Origin of the sequence: Caballeronia terrestris (assembly GCF_001544515.1) — a bacterium.
In the GTDB taxonomy this organism is placed as follows: Bacteria; Pseudomonadota; Gammaproteobacteria; order Burkholderiales; family Burkholderiaceae; genus Caballeronia; species Caballeronia terrestris.
The window spans coordinates 1-3,434 of sequence record NZ_FCOL02000204.1 but is presented as its reverse complement, the minus strand read 5'-3'; the positions used below and the strand labels follow the sequence as shown (position 1 = coordinate 3,434).

General features: G+C 58.4%; 2 protein-coding genes and 2 pseudogenes. 2 read left to right on the top strand and 2 right to left on the bottom strand.

What is annotated here, in order from left to right; translation table 11 throughout:
* Positions 1-1,257 precede the first annotated feature (1,257 nt).
* Together AWB67_RS35260 and AWB67_RS35255 are read left to right on the top strand one after the other, a co-directional pair.
* Positions 1,258-1,721: pseudogene (locus AWB67_RS35260) on the top strand (PRC-barrel domain-containing protein).
* A 90-nt stretch (positions 1,722-1,811) separates the two neighbouring features.
* Positions 1,812-2,000 (top strand): CsbD family protein, encoded by a 189-nt coding sequence (locus AWB67_RS35255; protein ID WP_087660531.1) that lies wholly within the window; start codon positions 1,812-1,814, stop codon positions 1,998-2,000.
* A 309-nt stretch (positions 2,001-2,309) separates the two neighbouring features.
* Here the strand turns inward: AWB67_RS35255 and AWB67_RS41610 are convergent.
* Together AWB67_RS41610 and AWB67_RS35245 are read right to left on the bottom strand one after the other, a co-directional pair.
* Positions 2,310-2,573: pseudogene (locus tag AWB67_RS41610) on the bottom strand (ATP-binding protein); the annotation flags it as partial.
* 8 nt (positions 2,574-2,581) lie between these two features.
* Complete coding sequence (locus AWB67_RS35245; protein WP_087660530.1) at positions 2,582-3,136, bottom strand: response regulator; 555 nt, start codon at positions 3,134-3,136, stop codon at positions 2,582-2,584.
* Between the last annotated feature and the right edge of the window lie 298 nt (positions 3,137-3,434).

Sequence of the window (3,434 nt, the reverse complement as noted above, 5' to 3'; positions counted from 1 at the left end):
GTTCCTGCCTCTCGCTGGCGCGTGGGGTGATAAAGCTGATCCATTTCAAACCGTCGCGCGCGTCCGAAGCTTAATCTCAAATCATTCGATGACATGCTCGTATTTCGGCACAGCAACCAACACCCGCACTCGGCAAACACAACTGATTGGGAGACCCTCCTTTGCACGCATCCGATGTAATGACCTACAACGTTATAGGGTTTGACCGGTATTGCGATCCACCGATCACGAAAAATCCGGGGACGAAGAACCCCTTTCAGCATGTGCCTGAGTGACGCAAGTGCCGTGGCGGGATGCGCACGGGCACAGGCGACAGCAGCCGCGAAAGGTGAAATGGGCCATTGCCGGACCGCTGCGCTGACACCACCGAAACCCGCGAAACGCAAAAGCGCGGCGCTGACTGTCGCGTGTACCGAGTAAGGCCGGTCCTTCTGCGCGAGTCCCATTGCATGTACCCGGGCCTGACACATCACTTGAGCCGCATGGCATTCTTGACGGACTTGACGCCGGCCAAGCCGCGCGACCTCGACCGCCCGGTTGTTCCACCTCTGAAGCGTCGCGAACACCGCGGCGTGTAGTCTGCCAACCCGGTCCCCAATTGCGACAGAAAGGCTTCAGAACGGTCAGGTAAGATCAGCCCCCATCCAGTCTGGAACTGGCGCTCGCGCGGGACTGCCGGTCGTTGCTGATATCCGGTGACAAGTTGGTTCAATTGGACCCTTCGCTCGAGCGGTGAATCTGGCGGGCGTGGCAGGCGATTCCAATCTGTTGGGGTGGACCCGGCCACTGATCGCGCGAACCGGGGCCTGAACTATAAGGCCGGCCGGCCGCACTGAACTGCTTGCCGCCTCGGGTATGGCCGGCTTCTGGACACTTCACCGAGGCCGGAAAACTGGTGTTTTCGGTGCGGCGGAGGCGTCGTGCGAGCAATGACGCGAGAAGCTCGACGGACGGCATAGCAACTCCCATGAAGGCCGCGACTCACGCTGGCTCCAGCTTCGCGGCGAGTCAGGACTACCGGGCCAGCCCACCTGTTCGACATTCAACATCATTGAGCAGGATCAAACGTAGCAGCGAAGGTTTGCCGATACTGAAAGAAACGTGATCTTGCCGGCGCAGTGGCGGGCATCGGCAGACGACGCGAACGGCGGTCATATGCGGAATATTGTGCGACCGGTGTGCGTGGGGTCGATTACGGCGAGCCGGCGAACCGGCGAACCGCGCTGGCGTCCCGCGATATGAACTCAGGAGGGAATCATGACGACACTCGACCAGACCAATCGGCCTTCGACAAGCGGTACAGGAACCGCGATTCTGGGCAGCGGGACCGGCGACGGCCCCGGCCCCTGATGGCGGCTGATGCGCTGAAGGGCAACAACCTCTTCACGTCTGACGGCGAGCACATCGGGAAAATTTCCGAAATTGCGCTGGACGTGCGCGGCGGCCGGATCGCCTATGCTGTCCTGGCAAGTGGAGGCTTTCTCGGAATGGGCGAAAAGCCTTACGCCATTCCATGGAGTGCGTTGACCCTGGGCACGGACGAAAAGTGCTTCGGCTCGACGTCACTGCGGACCGCGTGAAGAATGCACCCTGCTCGGACGAGGACCATTGGGCCGCGATGGGGGATGCGCAGTGGTGTTCGTCGCTTGACGAGTACTACAACCAGCAGCCGTACTGGTTAGCCGCGGGACGTTGCCGAGAATCGCCCGCTCGAACGCTGAAACGCACGCCCGCCGGTTGGACCGTGTCAGAACCTAACCGCGGCAGATCACAACATCATCCACGGATGAGTTACGCATTGGAGGTTGACCATGAACAAGGATCAAGTCAAGGGTACTACAGAGAAGGTGAAGGGCAAGATCAATGAGACCATTGGTCGGGTCACCGGCGACACCAAACAGGAAGTCAAAGGCGATCTCCAGCAGGCAGCCGGCGAAGTTCGGAAGAATGTCGGCGATGTCAAGGAAGCCGTCAAAGATTCCCTGAAAAAACCCGTCTGAGCATCGCATATCGTGGGCGCGCTTACCTTGCGAATGGAAGCCCGGCCACTTGTGTGTCGCCTGGCGGGAGCTGTGGTGCATTGGCCAAGTGCCACCTGACAGACATGCACCCGCACAAAAATACGGGTGCGCCTTGATCCCCGTCCGAACCCTCGAATTACTCGTTTCCAGTGGCGCCATTTCGGCGAAAACGCCCGGCGCCATTACGCCGAAAAGTGACACAGCGCACGCGAACGGTCTCAGAGGGGCGTGCCGACACCTTCAGCCTACTTCGGAGCAGCCGATCGCAATTGACGCAGGTCAAGCTCGGATGGCGGCTCGATTCAGGCCTGGCAACCGATCAAAGTCGAATCCTTCCAGCGTCTTCTGGCTGCGGAAGTTGGCGCGTCGCATGCGCAAGCTGAGCTTCTTGTTGTCGCGTCGGGCAACCTCGTCGTGAATTTACAGTGAGAGAAACTCAGTGAAGGCCAGCTTGCGATCGATGGCCTCTCGATTTCGCGCTTCCAGCGAATCGAGGATTCCGGACAAGCGCAGTTGTTTGAGCAGCGGAGTCAGATCAGGGATGGGGTGCATGGCTGGCCTTATTGGAGAATGGTTTGTGTGTTGCGGCAGAAACGGCCCCCTTCGGTGTAGGTGCTCGCCAGCGCATCAAAGGCGTTTAACAGCGTTAGCTGACCTTCTGCCCCTGGTCTTGGAGCCGCATCAACGCCACGCTTACGGGCGATATCTGCAATTGTTTCGAGTGCCAATTTCAAATCGTTGGTCTTGTCAAAGAAATAGTTCGCGCCAGCCGATAGGCATGCTTCACGTGTCGGTTTGCTCGACTGGTTGGTCATTACGACCGAAATGAGCGAATGGTCACTGCATGCGAGGCGTTTAAGAATATCTAAGCCGTTGCCCTTTGCGAGCCGCAGATCCACGATCACAAGGTTTGCATCGCTTGCCGCAATTTCAAGCAGTGCCGTATCTGCATCGGCGGCTTCGCCGACCACCGCGACACCGTCGATAGCGCCGAGGAGTGCTGCCATCCGCCGTCGGACGAGGAACGAGTCCTCGACCAGGAAAACTTCAGCAAAGCGTGGGATGGGGTCGGGTTCATGTGCAGCAGTATCTCCGTTCCCGCGCCTGAGAAACATCGGCTCCGGCTGAGTTGCAAGTGGGACAATCGGAAGGCTTGTAGGGAATCACCTACGCAGCTGTTGCTTACCGATGCCGTCAGGAGATCCGCATAGCCACGCTGGTGCGAAAAATTTCCAACTATAATCAGTTAAAGCTTCGCTCCCACCACTTTTCGGCCGAAGCTTATTCGCGATTACAAGACGTCGTTATGTCGTCCAATTCTTGCTCGAACTCGTAAATCCCAGGCCGAGCACATCCAGCTTGACGGTGCTTGTGCCACGTTCAGGGAAAGGACCATGATCAACTCATCAACTC

Bases quoted from the DNA above. Each gene is read 5' to 3' on its own strand.
- AWB67_RS35255 (WP_087660531.1), top strand. From the start codon at position 1,812: ATGAACAAGGATCAAGTCAAGGGTACTACAGAGAAGGTGAAGGGCAAG.
- AWB67_RS35245 (WP_087660530.1), bottom strand. From the start codon at position 3,136: ATGTTTCTCAGGCGCGGGAACGGAGATACTGCTGCACATGAACCCGAC.